Raw genomic sequence first — 20,439 nt, 5'->3', positions numbered from 1 at the left:
TTGCCTCCGCTCGCATTATCCCAAGCATTTCTAGACGCTGCCGCCTGCCCCGGCAATCGTTACGCGACGGTGCAGCGGGATGTTAACGCAATCTTTGCAAAACTTGCGCCATGTTAAGCGAATGAGTCGGCGTTTTCAGCGACAGCCCGCCAGATCCCGCTTGTGTGACTTGCAATGCGGCGGAGGATGGGTGAACGCTGGAGCCAACGGAACCCCGCGCCCCTGCCATTTGTTTGGCGGGGGCGTTGTCCAACTTACCCGCGCGATCGCCGCGCACACGCATGAGAAGCAGGATAGACGATGGAAAAGATCCCGATGACCCGCGCCGGATACCAGCAACTCGACACCGAGCTGCGTGATCTCAAGGGCAATGAGCGCCCGGCGATCATCGCCGCCATCTCGGAAGCGCGCGAACATGGCGATCTGTCGGAGAATGCCGAATATCACTCGGCCCGCGAAAAGCAGAGCTTTATCGAAGGCCGCATTTCTGAGCTGGAGGGCGTTCTGTCGCGCGCCGAGGTGATCGACCCGGCCAGGCTGTCGGGCGGCATCAAATTCGGCGCGACAGTTGACCTGGTCGATGAGGATACCGACGAGGAAAAGACCTTTCAGATCGTCGGCGAGCACGAAGCCAATCTGGAGAAGGGGCTTCTGAACATGCGCTCTCCGCTGGCCCGTGCGCTGATTGGCAAGGAGGAAGGCGACAGCGTCGATGTGCAGACCCCGGGCGGGCTGCGCAGCTATGAAATTCTGAAGGTCCGCTTCGTGTGATGCCTGTTTGGCGCGGATATGGGAACGTTTCGGGCCGCGCGACGCTGATCGGTGCCGGGCTGACGGTGCTGTGGCTTTTCATGCTGCTGATCTTTTGGCTGACCGCCGGAGACGCCGGCAGCGGGCCGGGCCGTTGGGTTTCGGTGGTTGCCGCGCTGATGCCGCTGGGGCTGATCTGGCTGGCGGTCGGTCTGGCGCGCGCTGTCGATGAGCTGAGGGAGGAAGCCGTCTCGCTGCGGGCCGCGCTTGAGCACAGTGTTCTGCGCAAGGAGCCGCCGCGCAACGCAGCCGCGCAGGGGGTTTCTGCGCCCGCAGCCTCGCCCATGCCGCGCCCGGCCCAGACCGCACCCGCCCGGACCGTACCGCATCCGAGCCTGCCGCGCGCTGCTGCAACCGCCGCCGCGTCCGAGCCCGATCTGCGCCAGACGAGCCTCGGATTCGACGCCCCCGAGCCGGTCGAGCTGCCGACCCAGACGGTGATCCGTGCGCTGAATTTCCCCGATGGGCCGAATGACCGCGAGGCCGTTGCCGCGCTGCGCGACGCGCTGCGCGACCCCGATCATGCGCGACTGATCCGCAGCGCCCAGGATGTGGTCACCCTGCTGGCCGAGCGTGGGATCTATACCGACGATCTCGCGCCCGAGCCGACCGATGCCCGCGCCTGGCGCCGCTTTGCCGAGGGGCAGCGCGGTCAAGCCGTCTCGGGCGTCGGCACGGTACGCGACCCCGAGATCATCGAGGCCGCGACCGCAGCGATGCGGGCCGATGACGTCTTCCGCGACGCGGTGCATCACTTCCTCCGGCTCTTCGACCGGAGCGCGACGGCCCTGCTGCCAAGACTTTCCGATGACGAGATTTTCTGGATGGCCGACACCCGCTCGGCGCGGGCGTTCATGCTCATGGCACGAGCGTCGGGGCTGTTCGGGCAGGATGGCTGAGCGGCGCGGCGCAGGCAGGAAAACTCCGCGAAACCTATCGACTTGAACCCGGCGGCGGCGCGCTTATGGTGCGGGGGTAATCAGCACCCTGGCAACCCCATGACCGATGCCCCATCCCAACCCTCCCGCCGCGACCGCGCGCTGGAGGAATCCCGCGCCCGTGCGCTGGCGCGCAACCCGATGCAAAGCCTGCGGCATGGCGCGCTGCAATCCGCGCCCTTCATGCTGGTGCTTGGTCCGTTCGGGCTGCTGTTCGGGGTCGTGGCGACCGCTTCGGGGTTCGATCTGGCGCAGGTCATGGCCTTTACCATGCTGGTCCTGGCAGGCGCGGCGCAGTTCACCGCAGTGCAGCTTCTGACCGAGAACGCGCCGGTCTGGCTGGTGATCCTGTCCTCGCTGGCGGTCAATCTGCGCATGGCGATGTATTCCGCCTCGCTGGTGCCATGGCTGGGCAAGGCCTCACCGCTCAGCCGGGCTGCGGTGGCCTATGCGATCATCGACCAGAGCTATGTCCTGTCCATCGACCTCTATCAGCGCGTGCCAGGGCTGAGCGTCGCGCAGAGGCTCGGCTATTTCTTCGGCGTGGCCGCGGTGATGGTGCCGACATGGTTTCTGTGCACGCTGATCGGCGCGACGGCGGGGCGCGCCATCCCGGACAGCATTCCACTGGACTTTGCCGTGCCGATCACCTTCATAGCCATGATCGCACCCGCGCTGCGCAGCATTGCCCATGTGGCAGCGGCGGTTGTCGCGGTGGTCGTCTCGCTGGCGCTGACCGGGCTGCCCGCAGGGGTCGGGCCGATGATCGCCGCAGTTCTGGCGATGACCACCGGCGCGCTTGTCGAGACATGGATGATCCGCCGCAACGGAGGCCCGCATGGTTAACGATGCCGAAATCTGGTTTGTGATCCTCGTTGTGGGCGGCGGCACCTTCCTGCTGCGCTTCAGCTTTCTCGGCGCGATCGGAGATCGCCCGATGCCGGTCTGGGTGCTCCGGGTGCTGCGCTATACGGCGGTGGCGGTACTTCCCGCGCTTGCAGCGCCGCTGGTCATCTGGCCCGTCGCCACGGGCGGGCAGACCGATCCGGCGCGGCTGGCAGCGGGGGTGACGACGCTACTGATCGGCGTCACCACCCGCAATATCCTCGCCGCCATCATCGGCGGCGCGGCAGTGCTCAGCCTTGGGCTTTACCTGTCATAAGCCTCGATCGAGCCATCCTTCATGCGCAGAAGGTCGCCATGGACGAGGCGCGGATCGTTGTCGCGGAACTCCGTCGATTGGACACGCGGAAGGGTCCGGAACCATTCCCGCAGGCGGATCGGGCTGAACCCGCCCGGCGCGCCCTGAAAGCCGGGGACCGAGCCGAGCACATTCGACACGCCCACCGCGCAGAACGCCTTGTTCACCGCACCGTTGTTTTCTGCCGCGCGGATCGCCGCATCGGCCACCTCGCGCGTGACCGGCACCGTGTCGAGCGCGACATAGTAACGCTCACCGGGCAGGTCGCGGGCGTGATAATCGATGTAAACATTCCGCATCTCGGGCGTGATGCCATAGAGGACGTCATAACGCTCCGGCGCGCGGGGATGTTCGAAACTGCCGGCGGGATCGAAGATGATCTGCTGGCTGCCATTGATGAGCAGCGCCGAATGCCCGCCCTCGCCCCGATTGAGGCCGATCACCGTCATCAGCGAAATCGAGGGTTGCTCGGTCGAGCGATACTGGACCGCGCGCACGGCCTCGTCGCTGGCGAATTTGTTATCGGCACCGCACGCGGCCAGAAACAGCGGCAGCGCAAGCGCAATCAGAATGCGGCGCAGCATCAGACGTTCGTGAGCGCCAGGAAGATCAGCACCGCGATGGCCAGCACGCAGACCCAGGTCGAGAAGCGCACGAAGGCCCCGAACATCTTCTGATGTTCACGAATGTCCATCGTGCCATGTTCGTGATCGGTAACTTCGTTCTGTGCCATGGCCTGTGTCCCTCAACGCTGCCGGTTTGCGCCCTCCATAACCCATCGAAAGCGGGCTGTCACGCGGCAGAGCGCCACAGCACAGCACCGTGATCGTCGGTGCCGGCGCGCGTGATTCGCCCCGCTGCGGCGAGCCGGTTGAGATGGGCAACCGCCTCGACAAGGGCCAGCCCGAACTCGCCCGGACCGATGGGCCGCTTGAACAGGATCGGGAAGCAGCCGACAGCGGAAAGTGGGGTCTCGCGCAGCGCCTGCGTGATACGATCGAGGGCAGAGACATGGTTCTCGCGCATCTGTCCAAGCCTTAGCGGCAGCCCGGTAAAGGGCAGCTTGTGGCCGGGCAGCACGAGATGCCGGTCCTCGGCCAGTTCGGAAAAGCGCGCGCAGCTTTCCAGCCATTCGCCCACCGGATCGGCCTCGGGCTCGGTCGGATAGACGCCGAGATTGGGCGAGATACCGGGCAAGAGCTGATCGCCGCCAATGACCAGATCATCTTCCAGCGACCAGAAAGTCGCATGTTCGGGCGCATGGCCGTCACCGGTCACGACCCGCCAGCGGCGCTGTCCGAAGCTCAGTTCTTCGCCATGCTGAAGCCGCCGGTAGCCGAGCGGGATCGGGTGGACGACATCGGCGAAGTTGAACGGCCGTTCGGCCGCGCGCTGCGCCAGCATCTCGGGCGGCATCCCCGCAGCGCGCCAGAAGGAAAGCGATTGCGTCGGCGGGGCCTCCTGCTCATCCAGAACCAGCATCCGCGCCATGAGCCAGGCCGTGCGCGTCGTCCACAGCGCCGCGCCGTGATCGACGAACCAGCCCGCGAGGCCGAGATGATCGGGGTGATGATGCGTCGCGATCAGCCGCGTCACCGGCCGTCCGGCCAGCGGGCCATCGAGCAAGGTCTGCCAGATCGCGCGGCTGCGGCCCGTATCGAAGCCGGTATCCACCACGGTCCAGCCATCGCCGTCATCAAGCGCGTAGACATTGACATGATCCAGCTTCATCGGCAGCGGCAGCCGCATCCACAGCACGCCCGGCGCGACCTCGGTGGCGCTGCCAGTTGCAGGCGGATCGGCCCACGGATGCGCGACACCCGCCTTGATGCCAGCCGTCACCCCGCGCCTCACGCCAGACCGAGCGCCGTGTCGCTGATCGCCTTCAGATCGCCGAACCCGGCCTCTGCCTCTTCCAGATCGGCGCGGTAGCGGGGCAGGATGCGGTCGACATAGATCTTGGCCATAAGCCGCTCATCCTCACCCCCGCTCACCGCGGCCTTGAGGTGGTAATAGGCACCGAGAACCCGTGCGAAGGCCGAGAGATAGGGCACGGCGGCGGCGAAGCGGTCCTCCATATCCATCTCGACAAGCTGCGCGGTCGCCTCGGACAGGGTCTCGGCCGCGCCCCAGAGGCTTTCGATGCGGATCGGGCAGACCTTGCTGTTGGCGCGGGCCTCGTCCTGGATCTGTTCCAGCAGAGCCTGAGCGGCGGCGCCGCCATCCATCATCTTGCGCCCGACCAGGTCCATAGCCTGGATGCCGTTCGTGCCTTCATAGATCGGCGTGATGCGCACATCGCGCAGATATTGCGCAGCGCCGGTTTCCTCGACATAGCCCATCCCGCCATGCACCTGCACCGCCGTATCGGCCACGCGGCAACCGACATCGGTGCCGTAGGTCTTGGCGATCGGGGTCAGAAGTGCCGCGCGGGCGGCCCATTCCGCGTCGCCCGTCGCTTCGGCCATGTCCAGCGCAGTGGCGCAGGCGAGGCAGATCGCGCGGGCGGCAAAGATCTCGGCCCGCGAGGTGGCGAGCATCCTGCGCACATCTGGGTGGCGGATGATCGGGCCGAACTGTTCACGCTCGGCGGCATAGGCGACGGCCTTTTGCAACGCCGCCTCGGCGACGCCGACGCCTTGCACGCCGACGCCCAGACGAGCCGCGTTCATCATGGTGAACATGGCTGCCATACCGCCATGCTCCTTGCCGATCAGCCAACCCTTGGCGCCGGAATATTCCATCACGCAGGTCGGCGAGCCGTGAATGCCCAGCTTGTGTTCCAGGCTGACCACCTTGACGTTATTGGCCTTGCCCGGCTTGCCGTTTTCGTCGGGCAGGAATTTCGGCACCATGAACAGGCTGATACCCTTGGTGCCGTCGACCCCGTCGGGCAGACGCGCCAGGACGGCGTGGCAGGTGTTTTCGTTCACATCGCTGTCGCCCCAGGTGATATAGATCTTCTGCCCGGTGATCGAATAGCTGCCATCGCCATTCGGCTCGGCCTTGGTCTTGAGCGCACCGACATCGGAACCCGCCTGCGGCTCGGTCAGGTTCATGGTTCCGTTCCACTCGCCCGAGATCAGCTTGGGCAGATACAGCGCCTTCATTTCGTCATCGGCGTGATGTTCAAGCGCCTCGATCTGGCCCTGAGTCAGCAGCGGGTTGAGTTGCAGCGACAGGCAGGCCCCGGCCATGAATTCGCCGACCGCCATGTTCAGCGCCTGCGGCAGCCCGGCGCCGCCATATTCGGGATCAGCCGACAGCCCGATCCAGCCACCCTCGGCAATGGCGTTGAAGCCCTTGTCGAAGCCCGGAGACGAGCGCAGCACACCGTTTTCCAGCCGCGCCGGATGGGCGTCCCCCGCCTCGTTCAGCGGCGCAAGCACCTCTGACGCCATGCGACCTGCCTCGTTCAGGATCGCATCGACCATGTCGGGAGATGCCTCGGCATAGGTCTCGGTCGCCGCCACCTCGTTGAAGGGCACGACATTATTCAGAATGAAACGGATTTGATCGACGGGTGCGCGGTAAGCCATCTTCTACTCCGTCGCCGGCTTGCCGGCTTGGCATGCGGCGTCTATGCAAGGGTTTCGGTCGCACCAGATTACAAGGCGCGGCAATACCGGCAACCCGTCACCCTGAAAAACCCTGCGTAACAGCCTCGCCCGCCCCGTCATGAGCCCCGAAACCCGCCTGCTTGCCCCCGAGGCCGAACAGATTGCCTACGCGGCGATGATGCTGGCGCAAGGCCGACTGGTCGCCATGCCGACCGAAACGGTTTACGGGCTCGCAGCGGATGCCCGCAATGGGCAGGCCGTGGCCGGGATCTATGCGGCGAAGGGACGGCCCAGCTTCAACCCACTGATCGTCCATGCGCCCGACCTGGCAACCGCTGAGCGGATCGGGATCTTCGACGACGCGGCGCGGCGGCTGGCGGCGGCATTCTGGCCCGGAGCGCTGACGCTGGTGGTTCCGCTGCGCGGCGGTTCGGGCATCGCCTCGATCGTCACGGCCGGGCTCGATACGGTGGCGATCAGGGTGCCGGCGCATCCTGTGGCGCAGGACCTGCTGTATGCTTTTGGCGGTGTCGTCGCGGCCCCCTCGGCCAATCCCTCGGGGCGGATCAGCCCGACCACGGCGCAGCATGTGATGGACGGGCTCGGCGACAGGCTGGCAGCGATCATCGATGCCGGCCCCTGCCAGGTCGGGGTCGAATCGACGATCATCGGCCGGCAGGGCGGAAAGCATGTCCTGCTCCGACCCGGAGGGCTTCCAGCCGAAACCATCGCGGATTGTCTGGGCGAACCGCTCGCCTCACCGGCGGCGAATGCCGACCCGCAGCGTCCCGAGGCGCCGGGGATGCTCAGCAGCCATTACGCACCGGGCGCGCCTCTGCGCCTGAATGCCCGAGAGGCGGAGTCGGGCGAGTTCCTTATCGGTTTCGGGGATATTCCCGGCGACACCAGCCTCTCGGCCTCAGGCGATCTGGTCGAGGCCGCGTCAAGGCTGTTCGACGCGCTTCACCGCGCCGATGCGACAGGCCGTCCCATCGCGATGGCGCCGGTGCCGGATCACGGGCTGGGCCGGGCGATCAACGACAGGCTGCGCCGCGCGGCCGCGCCGCGCTGAGCGCCGCGCTCAGGCGCGTCCCGCCGCACCGGAAAGCGACAGCGGATCGACACCCAGCGACTGCAAAGCCCGCATCCAGATCTGGTCGGTCTCGCCAAAGGCATAATCCGGGTCCATCTCGCCGGTAAGCCAGCCATTCGCAAGGATTTCTTCATCGAGCTGCCCCGGCCCCCACCCGGCATAGCCAAGCGCCAACATCGCGCGCTCGGGGCCGCGCCCCTCGGCCAGCTCGACCAGAATGTCACGCGTTGTCGTCATCGCCAGACCGGAACCGATATCCATCGTGCCCTCACGCTCGGCCCCGGTCTGCGGGTGGATGAGAAAACCGCGCACCGGCTCGACCGGGCCACCGATGCGGACCGGCAGGTTCGGGGCAGGCGTTTCCGCTTCGATACCCAGCATCTCGAGCAGCTTGGCGAATTTCATATCCTGCATCGGCTTGTTCAGCACCACGCCCATCGCCCCATCTTCGGCATGTGCGCATATGAGCACCACGGAATGCGCGAATCGCGGATCGCCCATATCCGGCATCGCAATGAGGATCTTGCCGGTCAGCTCGCTGTCAGATGTCATGGATCCAGGCCTCCTGTCCCTCAAGATCGCCACCCGCCCCGGCTTTCGCAACCCCGTCTCGAAAAGGTGATTTAAGCGCCCCCTCAGGCTGCGCTAGACGGGGCGCATGAGAAAGCTACTTATGCTGAGCCTGCTGACAGCCCTGCCCGCGACCCTGGCCGCCGAGGATCTGCCGCAGGGGCTGAAATCCGCGGTCTTCCTGCCCGGCTGGATGGATCAGAACGGCAATCGCATCGCCGCGCTGGAACTGGTAATGGCGCCCGGCTGGAAGACCTATTGGCGCCAACCGGGCGAGACGGGGCTGCCGCCCGAATTCGACTGGCGCGGCAACAATATCGGCGCGGTCGAATTCCACTGGCCCGCGCCGGAGGTCATTCAATCGGACGGGACCCGGACACTCGGCTATCACGACCGGCTCGTGCTGCCCTTCACCGTCACACCCGAAACCCCGGGACGAGAAATCGGGATCTCGGCCGATATCCTTCTTGGGCTATGCGAAAATATCTGCATCCCGGCAGAATTATCGCTCAGCGCTCCTGCCGCAGATGAGGCGCCCGATCCGGTGATCCAGACGGCGCTGGCACAACAGCCCGACCCGTCGCCGGTTCAGCCGCCCTGCGTCATCGGCGAAATCGAGGACGGGATGACGCTGACCATGACCGTGCCGGAATGGGGCGCGGATCTGGCGGTCGAATATGCCGCGGATCGCGATGTCTGGGCCTCGACACCCGAATACAATGCCGAGGGCACAGAGATTTCCGTCGATTTCGTCGCTCCGAGCGGCAAGCCCTTTGCGTTCGAGCCCGGCGCGGTGATTACCACCATGCTCGGAGAAGATGGCGCGACCGAGTTCCGCGGCTGCGCCGCCGGACGAGGCTGAGCGCAGCGACGCCGCGCTACGCCGCCCTTTCAGACCCCCAGGCACCACCGCATGACCGCCTTCTGGGCGTGCAGACGGTTTTCCGCCTCGTCGAAGATCACCGAATGGGGGCCGTCCATCACCGCGCTCGTCGCCTCGTCATTGCGATGGGCGGGCAGGCAATGCATGAACAGCGCGTCGGGCTTGGCCTTCGACATCAGATCTTCATTGACCTGATAACCGCGAAGCTGGTTGTGCCGACGCTCCTTGGCGGATTCGGGGTCGTGCATGCTCACCCAGGTGTCGGTGACCACAAGATCGGCCCCGGCGACCGCCTTGTGCGGATCACGCTCGATCTCGGCCTTCACACCCTGGGCACGGGCGAATTCGAGCCATTCCGGCTCGGGGTCGAGCGGCTTCGGCCCGGTGAAGGTGAAATCGAAACCGAACTGTCCTGCCGCGTGCAGAAAGCTCGCGCAGACATTGTTGCCATCGCCCGACCACACCACCTTGCGCCCCGCAATCGGGCCGCGATGTTCCTCATAGGTCAGCACATCGGCCATGATCTGACAGGGATGGGTGCGATTGGTCAGCCCGTTGATGACCGGCACGGTGGCGTATTCGGCCATCTCCAGAAGCGTCGCCTCCTCGAAGGTGCGGATCACGATAAGATCGACATAGCGCGACAATACGCGGGCGGTGTCGGCGATGGTTTCGCCATGACCGAGCTGCATTTCCTTACCCGAGAGCAGCATGGTCTGCCCGCCCATCTGGCGCACGCCCACATCGAAGCTGACGCGGGTGCGGGTCGAAGGCTTCTCGAAGATCAGCGCCACCATGCGCCCGTTCAATGGCAGATCGTCATCGACGGTGCCCTTGGGGCGGCCGTTGCGGGCGGTCTTCATCGCCTGGGCATTGTCGATGATGGCGCGGAGATCATCCTTGCCGGTGCTATGGATATCGAGGAAGTGGTTCATCTGGCTGTCTTTCGGCGTCTCGGGCCAGCAAGCCCGGATCGGATCGCGGGGTCAAGAGGGGTTCTACCCCCCCCGCCACGCCCGCGGCGCGGCCCCCAAAGGATATGTGAGCACGAAGGATGGCGTTATCGTCGCCGAGTCATGACGCGCACGCAATTGCCTTCGGCATCGGGGCGAATTACGTCGCCCGTGAAGCCGGCATGCTGATAAGCGCCGATGGCGCGGCTGTTTTCCGGGGTCGGGTCGATGGCCAATGTCGAGACACGGCGCAACAGCATATCGCCCAGTTGCCGCAGCCAGCGGCCGCCATGTCCGAAGCCCTGCGGACCGCTGAAGAGATCGATCGCCACGCTGTCCGGCGGCAGCCCCGCAAAATGCGGCGCGGGCCAGCGTGCGGCGGGATAATGCTGCACATAGGCGATGGGCGCATCAGCGGCGGTGACGATTCGCAGGGCGATCCCGGGATCGGAGATATGTTCACGGATCTCGGCGATCTGCATATCGGCATTCTTCCACCAGCGGCTGACGGCCTCCTGACGCAACCAGTCCGCCAGCATGGGAAGATCGTCTTCCGCGACAACCTGAAACCCGTACTCAGCCATTCAGCGAGGCCGCGGCTTTATCGAGCCGGCTGACCGCTTCGGCGATGTCCTCATCGGTGATGTTCAGCGGTGGCAGCAGGCGAAGCGTATTATCCGCCGCCGCCACGGTCAGGATCTGCTGGCCATAGCCTGCCGCGACCAGCTCGCCCGGCGGCCGCTTGCATTTGAGACCCAGCATCAGCCCCTGTCCCCGCACCTCCTCGAAGATGTCCGGATAAGTGGCGACGAGCCCTTCCAGCTTCTGCCGCAACAGCGATGCCTTGCGGTTCACCTCGGCGAGGAAGGCTTGGTCCGACACGATCTCCATCACCTTCGCCCCGACGGCACAGCCCAGCGGATTGCCGCCATAGGTGGACCCGTGGGTGCCTGCGACCATCCCCGCCGCCGCCTCGCGGGTGGCGAGCACCGCGCCAAGAGGAAAGCCGCCGCCGATCCCCTTTGCCACCATCATGATATCGGGCGCGATTCCGGCATATTCATGGGCAAAGAGCCGCCCGGTCCGGCCCATGCCGCATTGCACCTCGTCAAGGATCAGCAATGTGCCGGTTTCGTCGCAGAGTTGCCGTATTTTGCGCAGTTCGGCATCGCCTAAAGGCCGGATGCCGCCTTCGCCCTGAATCGGTTCCAGCATGACGGCACATGTCTTGTCAGTGATCGCCGCTGCAAGTGCCTCGCTATCGCCCCAGGGAAGCTGGCAGAAACCGGGCATGAGCGGGCCAAATCCCGCCACCATCTTTTCCGACCCCGCCGCGGCGATGGCGCCTGTCGAGCGGCCGTGAAAGGCGCCGTCGAATGTCAGGATCTCGAAACGGTCCGGCTGGCCCTGATGGTCCCAGTATTTCCGCGCCATCTTGATGGCCAGCTCGGCGGCTTCGGTGCCGGAATTGGTGAAGAACACCGTATCGGCAAAGCTGTTCTCAACCAGCAGATCCGCCAGCCGCTCCTGCTCGGGGATGTGATAGAGATTCGAGACATGCCAGATCCGCTGCGCCTGTTCGGTCAGCGTGGCGACCAGCTCGGGATGGGCATGGCCGAGCACATTGACCGCGATCCCCGCGCCGAGATCCAGGTATCGCGTCCCGTCCTGTGCAACGGCCCAGGAACCCTCACCACGCTCGAACGAGAGCGGCGCGCGGTTATAGGTCGGCAGAACATGCGGGAATTCGGACATGGGATGGCTCCTTCGATTGGCCATGAACGCATTAGCAGATGGGATTTGCCCGTGTCACCGCCGGACATGCGGGATCGCGCCTCAGCGGCGTCGGGGACGGGCGTGATATGCGGTCCGGTCGATCATGCCCGTTTGAATGCGGCAAAACTGACCCGGCGGCAAGCGCTAATTTCGAAGCCAAGCCTACGGTGCCCGGCGATAGCGCCCTATCGCGGCCTCAGGGCTTCATCCGATAGCCGCTGCGCAGCAGGCAAAGCGCCAGCCCGCAAACCGCGAGCACCGAGCCGGCACAGACCGCGAAGCCCAGAACCGGGCTCGAATCGCTGACGCCGGTGAAGCCATAACGCGCGCCGTCAATAAGGTAGAAGATCGGGTTGGCGTGGCTGATTGCCCGGAACAGCGGCGGCAACGCCTCGATCGAGTAGAAGGTCCCGGAAAGAAAGCTCAGCGGGGTGACGATGAAATTCGTGATCGCCGCCATCTGATCGAATTTCTGCGCCATGATGCCGCCGATCATCCCCAGCCCGCCCATCAGCAGCGCACCGAGCAGGATGAACAGCGCCGCAACGACAGGATGATCGGGAAGCTGGCCGATCAACAACGCCATCCCTGACCCGATCACCAGCGAGACCAGCGCGGCGCGCGCAACGGCACCGGTAAGATAGCCCGCCAGGATCTCTCCGGCAGAGAGCGGCGGCATCAGCGTATCGATGATATTGCCCTGCATCTTCGAGGCAATGATGCTCGACGAAGTGTTCGCAAAGCTGTTCTGGATCACCGTCATCATCAGGATGCCGGGGCCAAGGAACACCAGATAGGGCAGTCCCATCACCTCACGGTCGCCGCGCCCGAGCGCAACGGAAAACACCACCACGAACAGCCCCGCCGTCATCAGCGGCGCAAAGATCGTCTGCTGCCAGACCGACATGAAGCGGCTGATCTCGCGCCCCGCCAGCGTGCGAAGCCCCAGCCAGTTGATCCGGCCGAAACGGCGGGCACCCATCGGGCGGCGGATGATCTGATCGATTTCTGTCATGGCTCGCTTCTTGAATTGACAGGCGTGGCGGGATATTTCTCGGTATTCCCGGTGTGACCGGGCATGTCTGGAATTGCAAGATGGGGCGGGCGACCGCCGGAAAGGCCTGAAATGTCCTGGACCGACGAGCGTGTCGAAACCCTCAAGCGGATGTGGTCCGAGGGCCAGTCCGCGAGCCAGATCGCGAAGGAGCTGGGCGGCGTCACGCGCAACGCGGTGATCGGCAAGGTTCACCGGCTGGGTCTGTCCAACCGTGACGAAGGCGAAGCCGAGGCGGCGCCCGCCGCCGAAGCCGCTGCGAAGGCCGGTGCCAAGCCGAAAGCCGCGCCGAAGGCCAAGGCGAAGCGCACGCCAGAGGCCGCGGCGCCCAAAACCAAGGCCAAGCCTGCGCCCGCCGCAGCACCCGAGCCCGAGCCCGAGGAAGAGCCCGCGACCCAATCCGCCGAGCCGCCTGCACAACCCAGCTTCAGCCCGCGCCGCCCGATCGTCCCGGCGGGCCAGCCCTTGCCGCCTCAGCCCTCGGCCAATGAGATCAGCCCCGAAGCGCTCGCGAATGTGCGCGAGGTCGAAAAGAAGGCACGGAAGCTTTCGCTGATGGAGCTGACCGAGCGAACCTGCAAATGGCCCATCGGCGATCCGGCGACCGAAAAGTTCTGGTTCTGCGGTCTGCCAAGCCAGGCCGGAAAACCCTATTGCGAGGCTCATGTCGGCGTCGCCTTCCAGCCGATGAGCTCTCGCCGAGACCGTCGCCGTTGATGCTCGGCTGGCTGGATCACGCAGAAACCGGAGGCGGCGCCGCCGCCCATGCGCTGATGCGGGATCTGGCGGCCCGGCTGTCGGCTTCTGGCGTGGCCGTGCGTGGCGCGCTCCAGACCAGCGAGACCGCCGCGGATGACTGCCATTGCGAGATGACCCTGCATATCTTGGGCGATGACGGGCCCGATGTGGTGATCTCTCAGGATCTCGGCGCAGAGGCGCGGGGTTGCCGGCTGGATAGCGGCGCGCTTGAACTCGCGGCGCAGAGGGTGCTCGACACCTTGCCGGATGCGGAGCTGCTGATCCTCAATAAATTCGGCAAGCAGGAGATTTTCGGGCGCGGGATGGTCGCGGTGATCGCCGCCGCGATGGATCGCGATTTGCCGGTGCTGATCTCGGTAGCGCCCCAACAGAAGGCGGAGTTTGCAGAATTTGCAGGCGAGCTTGCGACGAAAGTAAAGCCTGGCGATCTTGCCGCCTGGGCCGCGCGCGCGACTCAGCCTCGCGCGGCATGACCGGGCCGCGATGACCGAAATCGACGCGCGCGGACTGCTGTGCCCACTGCCGGTGCTGCGGCTGCGCAAGATGCTGTCCTCGCTTCCTGAAGGTGCGAAGGTAACGCTGATCGCAACGGACCGGATGGCGACAGTCGATGTGCCGCATTTCTGCGCCGAAGCAGGTCACACGCTGATCTCTGCCGAGGCGCAGCCCGATGGCAGCATCCGATTCGAGGTGCAGCGCGGCGCGGTCATGTCCTGCCGCGCCGGCACCTGAACATTCGCGCTATTGCGCATCGCCCCGGTCACGAGCCCGTCACCATGCCCATGCGCCAGCATCAGAGAGGCGAAGATATGGCGGTCCCGAATGGCGCGCTTGTGGGCGTCGTCGCGGTCGACGCTTTTTCGCTGAGGCCGCACATAAAGAACGTCCGAGTGGGCATCGAGATGGCGGGTAGTACCAGCGCTGACCGGCTTGACCTCGCGAACGGCATCGCCGAGCCCGGCCTCTTCCAGCCTGCGTCGCACATCATCCTCGGGGTCGACCATACTGGACGCGCCCACGCCGCCTCGCTGCCGGGCGACGGCTGCGCGCAGCACGCGCGGATCATCGCCCTCGGCGGAGATCATGCGGGGCTGCAACGTAGGGCCATAGGTCACGGCGACCGGATTGCCCTTTGTCGTTAGTCCTCGGGGGTCTCGGGCCGCCCGGCGATGGCCTGCACGGGCACCGCGACGCCGGGGCCGCAGGCGAGCGACGGATCGCGCTGCGTGGCCATCGGGGGCGAGGGCGCCACGTCGAATGTCTGCGGACGTGGTTCGGGGCGATAGTGCGGTGCCTCTGACGGCGCGGTGCGGTAGGTGATGGGTTGCTGGTCGCTCACCGGTCCTCCGGCCTTGCGTCCCGCCTTCCTGGGCGCGCGTCGGCGGGCGCTCAATCAGTTCGCGTCGCCCTGTGCCGGAGGCTGCACGCGATACACGGCGCAGTAAAGCGCCGGGACGAACAGCAAGGTGATGAGCGTCCCGACGATGATCCCGCCCATCATCGAAAACGCCATCGGCCCCCAAAAGACCTGCCGCGAAATCGGGATCAACGCCAGGCTCGCCGCCGCCGCGGTCAGCAGAATGGGCCGGGCGCGGCTGTCCGAGGCGTTGAACACCGCGTCCCACCGGCTCTGCCCCTTGGCGAGCAGGCTTTGCACCTCGTGGACAAGGATGATCGAGTTGCGGATCAGGATGCCGGCAAGTGCGAGGATCCCGAGGATCGCCACGAAACCCATTGGCACGCCAAAGCCCACCAGTACGATCACGACCCCGATCAGCCCCAGAGGCGCGGCGGAAAACACGATGGCCGACAGACGGAAGCTCTGCATCTGGGCCATGATCAGCACAGCCATGCTCAGCAGCATCAGCGGCACGACGGCGGCAATCGGCTCCTGGCTTTCGGCAGAGCTTTCGACAGTGCCGCCGATCTCGATGCCGATGGTTGGCGGAATGGTCTCCTGAAAGGCTGCGACACGTGGGGCCAGTTCCGACACCAGCGTTGCAGGTTGATCATCACCCGAGATGGCCGCCTTCACCGTCACCGTCGGCAAACCGTTGCGCTGCATGATAAGCGGCTGTTCAGTGCTGTATTCCAGCCTGGCGAGGCTGGCGAGCGGGATCGGCGTGCCGGTCGAGGTCGCGAATTGCAGATTGCGAAGCGTGTCGATCGAGCTTCGCTCATCCTCGGCGGCACGGATCACGACGTCGATCAGGAATTCGCCGTCCCGAAGCTGAGTCACCCTGCGGCCAGAAAACATCATCGCGAGCGCCTCGGCGATTCCCGCCGAACTGACACCGAGCCGCCGCGCCTGATCCTGAAGCACATGCAGCCGCACCACGCGGGCTGGCTCGTTCCAGTCCAGCACGATGCCCCGCAACCGGTTATCCTCGGCCAGAACCGCCGCAAGTTGCCGCGCGGCATCGCGGGTATCCTCGATATCCGGGCCGCTGACCCGATACTGGACTGGCTTGCCGACCGGCGGGCCGACCTCGAGATTCTTCACATAGATATTGGTCCCGGCGAATTCGGTCCGCGCCAGTTCCCGGATCCGCGCCTTGACCCGGTCGCGCGCATCCAGATCCGGCGTCTGGATGACCAGTTGACCCATATGCGGCCCCGCCGTGGGAATATCGAGCGCCAGCACGAAGCGCGGCGCGCCCATGCCCACATAGGACGTCCAGTCGCTGACATCCTCGTTATCGGCGAGATGCGCTTCCAGACGGTCCATCATGTCACGCGTCGCCGAAATCGAGGCGTTGTGGCGCAGCTCGATATCGACAAGCACTTCGGTCCGGTCCGAGCTTGGAAAGAATTGCTGCTCGACGAAGCGCATCCCCCAGATCGAGACTCCGAATGCCACAAGGGTAATCCCGATGGTCAACCACCTGAACCGCATCGCCCCCCGCAGCGCGCGATGAAACATTCGGCGCAGCCGACCCGGCGTACCGTCGTGGTGTTTCAGCTTCTTGGGAAGGAAGGCCACTCCCAGGATCGGTGCAAACAGCACCGCGACGACCCAGCTCACCACCAGCGAGACCGCGATCACCACGAAGAGCGAAAAGGTGAACTCACCCGCATCCGAGTTGTTCAGCCCGATGGGGATGAACCCGGCCACGGTCACCAACGTGCCGGTCAGCATCGGGAAGGCGATGGAGGTCCATGCGTAAGATGCGGCATCGCTCAGCGTCTCACCGATTTCCAGCCGCGAGATCATCGTCTCGATGGCGATCATCGCATCATCGACCAGCAGTCCGAGCGCGATGATGAGCGCGCCCAGAGAGACCCTCTGAAGCGTGATCCCGTAATACTCCATGACCACGAAGGTGATCGCCAGAACCAGAGGAATGGACATGGTCACCACCATCCCCGCGCGGAAGCCCAGGCTGATAAAGCTCACCAGCAGAACGATGCCCACCGCCTCTGCCAGGGCCTGCACGAAATGGCCGACCGCCTCTTCGACGACATGGGGCTGATCGGCGAATTTGGCCATTTCGATCCCGATGGGAAGATCCGCTGCCACATTCGCCATCAGCGTATCGACCTGATCGCCGAATTCGAGAATATTGCCGCCCTCTTTCATGCCGATCTGAAGCCCGACGGCGGGCTGGCCGTTATAGCGGAACAAGGATGAGGGCGGATCCTCGTAATCGCGTCGCACGCTGGCGACGTCGGCGAGGTTGAAGAAGCGGTCTCCGATGCGGAAATTCACGTCGGCGATGGCGCTGGAATCCATGAACTCGCCGTCGACCCGCACGAGGATCCGCTCTTCCCCGGACATGATCACGCCAGAAGGCGCGATGGCGTTCTGCCGGTTGACCGTGCTCATCACCTGCTCCTGGGTGAGCCCGAGCGCAGCCAGCCGCGACGGCGAGAATTCCAGATATATCTCCTCATCCTGTTCGCCGAGCAATTCGACCTTTCCGGCCAGTGGCAGCGCCCGCACCTGATCCCCGATCCGGTCCACGCGGTCGCGCAGCTCGCGCGGGGTGAAACCGTCCGCGGTGAAAGCGTAGATATTGCCGTAGACGTCGCCGAAATTGTCGTCGAAGCGGAAACCGGCGAATTCCTCGGGAAAATCCGGCCGGATATCGGCCATCATGTGCCGGACCCGCTTCCAGACCTCTGGCACATCGGGGCCCTTTGTCTCGGGGCCGAGCTCCACATAGACCACCGCCTGACCCGGCATGGTCACCGAGCGCGTAAACTTGAGTTCGTCCAGCTCCTCGAGCTTCTTCTCGATCCGCTTGGTGACCTGATCCAGCGTCTCATCTATCGAAGCGCCGGGCAAAGCGGCGCCGATCACCATCACCTTGATGGTGAAGTTGGGGTCTTCCTCGCGGCCAAGATTGCTGTAGGACAGCGCGCCGGCCAGCATCGACACGACCAGCAGGAACCAGACGAAGCTGCGATGCTTCAGCGCCCAGTCCGACAGGTTGAAGCCGCGCCGCCGCATCATGGGCGCACCGGCCGCCCAACGGCCTGACCGTCCGTCAGCGAGTTGACGCCGCGGATCACCACCTCTTCGCCGGGGATGAGACCCGATGTGATCTCGACATAACCGCTCATGCGGATGCCGGTCTCGACCGCGCGCCTGCTCACTGTCGCCATATCGCCGCTGCGCGACACCACCCAGACCGCCACATCTTCGCCATCTCCCGAAAGCGCGGTGACCGGCACCGACAGAAGCGTGCCCGCCTGCCCTGCGCGCTGCGCCCGGATCAGCGCGTTCAGCCGGAAATCCGCCTCATCCGCGATCTTCAGATGCAAACGCCTGGTGCGTGTGGCGGCATCGGCCATCGGGTCGATGCGCGTGACGGTCGCGGTGCTGCGCCGCTCGGGATCGGATTCGAGCCAGATCGTCATTTCGGTCCCTTTCGGCAACGCGCTCAGCGCCACCTCGGGCAGGTCGATCACCGCCTCGCGCGAGTCTATGTCAGAGAGCGTCAGCACCGGCGTTCCCGCATCGACCACCGCGCCTGCGTTTTCGAAGACGGCTGAAACCACCCCGTCAAACGGCGCGGTCAGCCGCGCAAATTCCTCGGCATCCTGCGCGCGGGCCAGCTCCGAACGCGCCTCCCGCAGCCTCGCCTCTGCGGATTTGAGACCCCGCTCAGCCTGTTCAAGCTGTGCGGTGGAAGCAACATTGCGCTGCGCCAGGTCGCGGGTCCGCGTGGCCGTGATCTGCGCGGTTTGCAGCGTCACCGTCGCGGTCTCGACAGCGGCCTCGGCGGCGCGGACATTATCCTGAAGGTCGTCCGGGGTCAGCTCTGCCAGAATATCCCCGGCGTCCACCCTGTCGCCGACATCTACGGGCCGCCCAGAAAGTCGCCCGAGCGTCTGAAACCCAAGGTCCACATCCGACACGGCTATGACGACACCCGGAAAGCTGCGCCGCTGAGAGGGCAGGTCCTCGACCACCACCGACACGACCGGCCGCGGCGGCTCGTCCTCATGCGTCGCTGCGTCGTCGTCATCGCCCTGCCCCCAATGCAGATCGAGGGCGCTTACCGGGGCGGAGGCAGCGAAAATCGCCGCCAGCAGGGCGAGGGCACGGATCACGGCGCGACCTCCGCCGCGACGACCCGCCGGCCCGGAAAGAGAAGCTGAGAGCCGTCGCCCACGACGATATCCCCCGCCGCGAGCCCCGCCGACAACAGCACTGTGCCATTGTCGAAACGCTCTACCTCGACCGGGGTAAGCGTTGCGATACCGTCTTCACCGACGCGCCAGACCGCCGGCGCGTCGCCGTCCGAATTCAGCGCCGTCCAGGGAATCTCGATGGCTGTCTCGCCGCTCAGATTAAGTGTGCCGCGCACCGAGGCACCGAGCAGGGAGAGATTTTCGGGCGCATCTTCAACGCTCGCGCGGATCAGGACCGATCCGGTGGCCGTATCCACCAGCGGGGCGATCTCGGTGATCCGGGCCATCATAGGGGCGGCCTCGAAATCGAGCATGCGCAGCGCGACGCTCTTGCCCATCGCTTCGTCCAGATGCGCCGCGTCCGGGGTCAGAAACACCGCCTCGATCCCGCGATCCGAGGCGAGCGACAGGATAGGCTGCGCCGCGCCCACAACCTGCCCCGCCTCACCCAGCTTGGCGGTGACCACCCCGTCGAACGGCGCGATCAGCCGCGTATCATCGAGCGAGCGCCGCGCCTTGTCGAGCGCGCTTTTCGCCTGTCGGGTGCGGGTCTCGGCGGCGCTCAATTCCTGGCGCGCCGCGTCGCGGGCGGCACGGGTGCCGACGCCGCGTTCCAGCATGGCGCTCGCCCGCTCGGAGGCCTGGCGTGCCTGTTCCTCGATCGCAGTGGCGGCGGCAAGGCTCGCCTCGGCTGCGTTCAGCGCCTGCTGCAGTTGCAGGGGGTCGATCCGCGCCAAAACCTCGCCCTTCGTGAATTCATCGCCTTCGGTAGCCAGAACGTCGAGGATACGCCCGCCCTCACCAAAGCCAAGCGCGACATTATCGAGCGCCTCCAGCGTGCCGGTCAGGCGAAGATCGGCGCCGACCTCGTGCGATGCCACTTCGATCAACTCGACGGGCAGCACGTCTTCGGCGCTCGCCGCGCGCGGGAACCCGAGGCTTGCGGCCACGAAATATGCGGCCAGGATCATGGCGGCAGTCTTATGCTGGACCAAAATATGTCCCTCCAACCATCACGTGCTGCATGCCCGAAAAGACAGGTCTTGAAAAGATCGGCAGGAGCGCCTTCCGTGACGTCAGCGGAACCTCGGCCAGCGCTGCCCAAAATTCCGGCAAGTCCTGCGACATGGCACGCTGGCGTCACGCCATTGTTTCACGGCGCGGATATCGTGCCGGTTGATTCCACAAGCCGTTTTGGATTT

General features: G+C 65.4%; 22 protein-coding genes and 1 pseudogene. 9 read left to right on the top strand and 14 right to left on the bottom strand.

Annotated elements, in window-relative coordinates:
- Window positions 1-300: 300 nt before the first annotated feature.
- The 4 genes from greA (at window position 301) to PAF18_RS15050 (ending at window position 2,910) form a co-directional block, all read left to right on the top strand.
- Window positions 301-771 carry a transcription elongation factor GreA gene (gene greA, locus PAF18_RS15065; protein WP_271116503.1) on the top strand — a complete coding sequence of 157 codons (471 nt, stop codon included), beginning with the start codon at window positions 301-303 and terminating at the stop codon, window positions 769-771.
- Window positions 771-1,709, top strand: coding sequence for a hypothetical protein (locus PAF18_RS15060; protein WP_271116502.1), 939 nt, complete (start codon window positions 771-773; stop codon window positions 1,707-1,709). Before greA ends, PAF18_RS15060 begins: the two co-directional genes overlap by 1 nt.
- Before the next feature lie 99 nt (window positions 1,710-1,808).
- Complete coding sequence (locus PAF18_RS15055; RefSeq protein ID WP_271116501.1) at window positions 1,809-2,594, top strand: AzlC family ABC transporter permease; 786 nt, start codon at window positions 1,809-1,811, stop codon at window positions 2,592-2,594.
- A complete protein-coding gene (locus PAF18_RS15050; RefSeq protein WP_271116500.1) occupies window positions 2,587-2,910 on the top strand; it encodes an AzlD domain-containing protein in 324 nt (107 codons plus the stop codon). Before PAF18_RS15055 ends, PAF18_RS15050 begins: the two co-directional genes overlap by 8 nt.
- Here the strand turns inward: PAF18_RS15050 and PAF18_RS15045 are convergent.
- Genes PAF18_RS15045 through PAF18_RS15030 form a run of 4 tightly spaced genes read right to left on the bottom strand, consistent with a single transcriptional unit; the run spans window position 2,898 to window position 6,488 of the window.
- Window positions 2,898-3,533, bottom strand: a complete 636-nt coding sequence (locus tag PAF18_RS15045; protein ID WP_271116499.1) for a hypothetical protein — start codon at window positions 3,531-3,533, stop codon at window positions 2,898-2,900. The genes PAF18_RS15050 and PAF18_RS15045 overlap by 13 nt on opposite strands.
- Entirely contained in the window at window positions 3,533-3,682 is a 150-nt protein-coding gene (locus PAF18_RS15040; RefSeq protein ID WP_271116498.1) for an aa3-type cytochrome c oxidase subunit IV, read from the bottom strand. The genes PAF18_RS15045 and PAF18_RS15040 overlap by 1 nt, the downstream gene beginning before the upstream one ends.
- Window positions 3,683-3,741: 59 nt before the next feature.
- Window positions 3,742-4,779 (bottom strand): MBL fold metallo-hydrolase, encoded by a 1,038-nt coding sequence (locus PAF18_RS15035; protein WP_434802264.1) that lies wholly within the window; start codon window positions 4,777-4,779, stop codon window positions 3,742-3,744.
- 20 nt (window positions 4,780-4,799) lie between these two features.
- Window positions 4,800-6,488, bottom strand: coding sequence for an acyl-CoA dehydrogenase (locus PAF18_RS15030; RefSeq protein ID WP_271116496.1), 1,689 nt, complete (start codon window positions 6,486-6,488; stop codon window positions 4,800-4,802).
- 139 nt (window positions 6,489-6,627) lie between these two features.
- Here PAF18_RS15030 and PAF18_RS15025 point away from each other — a divergent pair, with 139 nt between their 5' ends.
- Window positions 6,628-7,581 (top strand): L-threonylcarbamoyladenylate synthase, encoded by a 954-nt coding sequence (locus PAF18_RS15025; RefSeq protein WP_271116495.1) that lies wholly within the window; start codon window positions 6,628-6,630, stop codon window positions 7,579-7,581.
- 9 nt (window positions 7,582-7,590) lie between these two features.
- Here the strand turns inward: PAF18_RS15025 and PAF18_RS15020 are convergent, their stop codons facing one another.
- Complete coding sequence (locus tag PAF18_RS15020; RefSeq protein ID WP_271116494.1) at window positions 7,591-8,154, bottom strand: YqgE/AlgH family protein; 564 nt, start codon at window positions 8,152-8,154, stop codon at window positions 7,591-7,593.
- 106 nt (window positions 8,155-8,260) lie between these two features.
- On the opposite strand from PAF18_RS15020, the gene PAF18_RS15015 reads away from it, so the two are divergent.
- On the top strand, window positions 8,261-9,034 hold the full coding sequence (locus PAF18_RS15015) for a protein-disulfide reductase DsbD domain-containing protein (RefSeq protein ID WP_271116493.1): 774 nt from the start codon (window positions 8,261-8,263) through the stop codon (window positions 9,032-9,034).
- Window positions 9,035-9,063: 29 nt separating this feature from the next.
- On the opposite strand, the gene argF is transcribed toward PAF18_RS15015, so the two are convergent.
- The 4 genes from argF to PAF18_RS14995 form a co-directional block, all read right to left on the bottom strand.
- Entirely contained in the window at window positions 9,064-9,990 is a 927-nt protein-coding gene (gene argF / locus PAF18_RS15010) for an ornithine carbamoyltransferase (RefSeq protein ID WP_271116492.1), read from the bottom strand.
- 125 nt (window positions 9,991-10,115) lie between these two features.
- Window positions 10,116-10,592: a GNAT family N-acetyltransferase gene (locus PAF18_RS15005; protein WP_271116491.1), complete on the bottom strand. Its 477-nt coding sequence runs from the start codon at window positions 10,590-10,592 to the stop codon at window positions 10,116-10,118.
- On the bottom strand, window positions 10,585-11,763 hold the full coding sequence (locus tag PAF18_RS15000) for an aspartate aminotransferase family protein (RefSeq protein ID WP_271116490.1): 1,179 nt from the start codon (window positions 11,761-11,763) through the stop codon (window positions 10,585-10,587). Before PAF18_RS15000 ends, PAF18_RS15005 begins: the two co-directional genes overlap by 8 nt.
- Window positions 11,764-11,980: 217 nt before the next feature.
- Window positions 11,981-12,799 (bottom strand): ABC transporter permease, encoded by an 819-nt coding sequence (locus tag PAF18_RS14995; RefSeq protein ID WP_271116489.1) that lies wholly within the window; start codon window positions 12,797-12,799, stop codon window positions 11,981-11,983.
- Window positions 12,800-12,910: 111 nt separating this feature from the next.
- Here PAF18_RS14995 and PAF18_RS14990 point away from each other — a divergent pair, with 111 nt between their 5' ends.
- From PAF18_RS14990 to PAF18_RS14980, 3 genes are read left to right on the top strand one after another with little or no spacing between them, the layout of a single operon-like run.
- Window positions 12,911-13,555: a GcrA family cell cycle regulator gene (locus tag PAF18_RS14990; RefSeq protein WP_271116488.1), complete on the top strand. Its 645-nt coding sequence runs from the start codon at window positions 12,911-12,913 to the stop codon at window positions 13,553-13,555.
- Window positions 13,555-14,070: a DUF2478 domain-containing protein gene (locus PAF18_RS14985; RefSeq protein WP_271116487.1), complete on the top strand. Its 516-nt coding sequence runs from the start codon at window positions 13,555-13,557 to the stop codon at window positions 14,068-14,070. The genes PAF18_RS14990 and PAF18_RS14985 overlap by 1 nt, the downstream gene beginning before the upstream one ends.
- A 10-nt stretch (window positions 14,071-14,080) precedes the next feature.
- The gene (locus tag PAF18_RS14980) at window positions 14,081-14,329 is read left to right on the top strand and encodes a sulfurtransferase TusA family protein (protein ID WP_271116486.1); all 249 of its coding nucleotides are present in this window, start codon (window positions 14,081-14,083) and stop codon (window positions 14,327-14,329) included.
- On the opposite strand, the pseudogene PAF18_RS14975 reads toward PAF18_RS14980, so the two are convergent.
- The 5 genes and pseudogenes from PAF18_RS14975 to PAF18_RS14955 form a co-directional block, all read right to left on the bottom strand.
- A pseudogene (locus PAF18_RS14975) lies at window positions 14,329-14,691 on the bottom strand (phosphate acyltransferase); the annotation flags it as partial. The gene PAF18_RS14980 and the pseudogene PAF18_RS14975 overlap by 1 nt on opposite strands.
- Before the next feature lie 44 nt (window positions 14,692-14,735).
- Window positions 14,736-14,936 (bottom strand): hypothetical protein, encoded by a 201-nt coding sequence (locus PAF18_RS14970; RefSeq protein ID WP_271116485.1) that lies wholly within the window; start codon window positions 14,934-14,936, stop codon window positions 14,736-14,738.
- Between the two features lie 54 nt (window positions 14,937-14,990).
- Complete coding sequence (locus PAF18_RS14965; protein WP_353620669.1) at window positions 14,991-18,053, bottom strand: efflux RND transporter permease subunit; 3,063 nt, start codon at window positions 18,051-18,053, stop codon at window positions 14,991-14,993.
- Window positions 18,050-19,156 (bottom strand): efflux RND transporter periplasmic adaptor subunit, encoded by a 1,107-nt coding sequence (locus tag PAF18_RS14960; RefSeq protein ID WP_271116484.1) that lies wholly within the window; start codon window positions 19,154-19,156, stop codon window positions 18,050-18,052. Before PAF18_RS14960 ends, PAF18_RS14965 begins: the two co-directional genes overlap by 4 nt.
- A complete protein-coding gene (locus PAF18_RS14955) occupies window positions 19,153-20,208 on the bottom strand; it encodes an efflux RND transporter periplasmic adaptor subunit (protein ID WP_271116483.1) in 1,056 nt (351 codons plus the stop codon). Before PAF18_RS14955 ends, PAF18_RS14960 begins: the two co-directional genes overlap by 4 nt.
- Window positions 20,209-20,439 lie beyond the last annotated feature (231 nt).

Source organism: Paracoccus sediminicola (assembly GCF_027912835.1).
GTDB classification, from domain to species: domain Bacteria; phylum Pseudomonadota; class Alphaproteobacteria; order Rhodobacterales; family Rhodobacteraceae; genus Paracoccus; species Paracoccus sediminicola.
The sequence above is the reverse complement of the archived record's forward strand: the minus strand, read 5'-3'. Positions and strand labels throughout refer to the sequence as shown.